Source organism: Mesorhizobium sp. M4B.F.Ca.ET.089.01.1.1, assembly GCF_004022605.1.
In the GTDB taxonomy this organism is placed as follows: Bacteria; Pseudomonadota; Alphaproteobacteria; order Rhizobiales; family Rhizobiaceae; genus Mesorhizobium; species Mesorhizobium abyssinicae.
On the sequence record NZ_RZOS01001609.1, the window covers coordinates 1 to 382 of the forward strand.

1 protein-coding gene is annotated in these 382 nt (G+C 57.9%); it reads right to left on the reverse strand.

Going from position 1 to position 382, the window contains the following annotated elements:
• Nucleotides 1-187: 187 nt before the first annotated feature.
• The coding region (locus EN780_RS39655; protein ID WP_210215173.1) for a hypothetical protein at nucleotides 188-382 on the reverse strand (195 nt) is incomplete at its 5' end.

A 382-nucleotide genomic window follows, 5' to 3' on the forward strand; every position in this document is an offset into this window, starting at 1 on the left:
ATCTGTCGCGACCGTCTCGGAGCTGGCGACATCGGCTGCCAATTCGATTGTTTCCGCGATGGGTCGGCAATCCTGGAACCAATCTCCAATTTGTAAGAATGGAAACCCCGCAGCCTTCTGATTGGCCGTTGCACGCAAAGCCACTCAGAGCGCCGTACGTGATCCGGCTGCTCCTGTCCTGCGCAGACTAATCGCGGGAGCTCTGACGCGGATCATTCACTTTTTCGGCCTTGTTGGTTTCACGTAGTATGCGCACGATCGCGTCGACCGGCGACGGCGGTTCGGGCACCGGCTCGCGGTTCCATCGCCATAGAAGATCAAGGACCTCTCTCAGATTTGCCATCATTTGCAACCTCCGACCTGACGCCGAACTGAGTAGCCG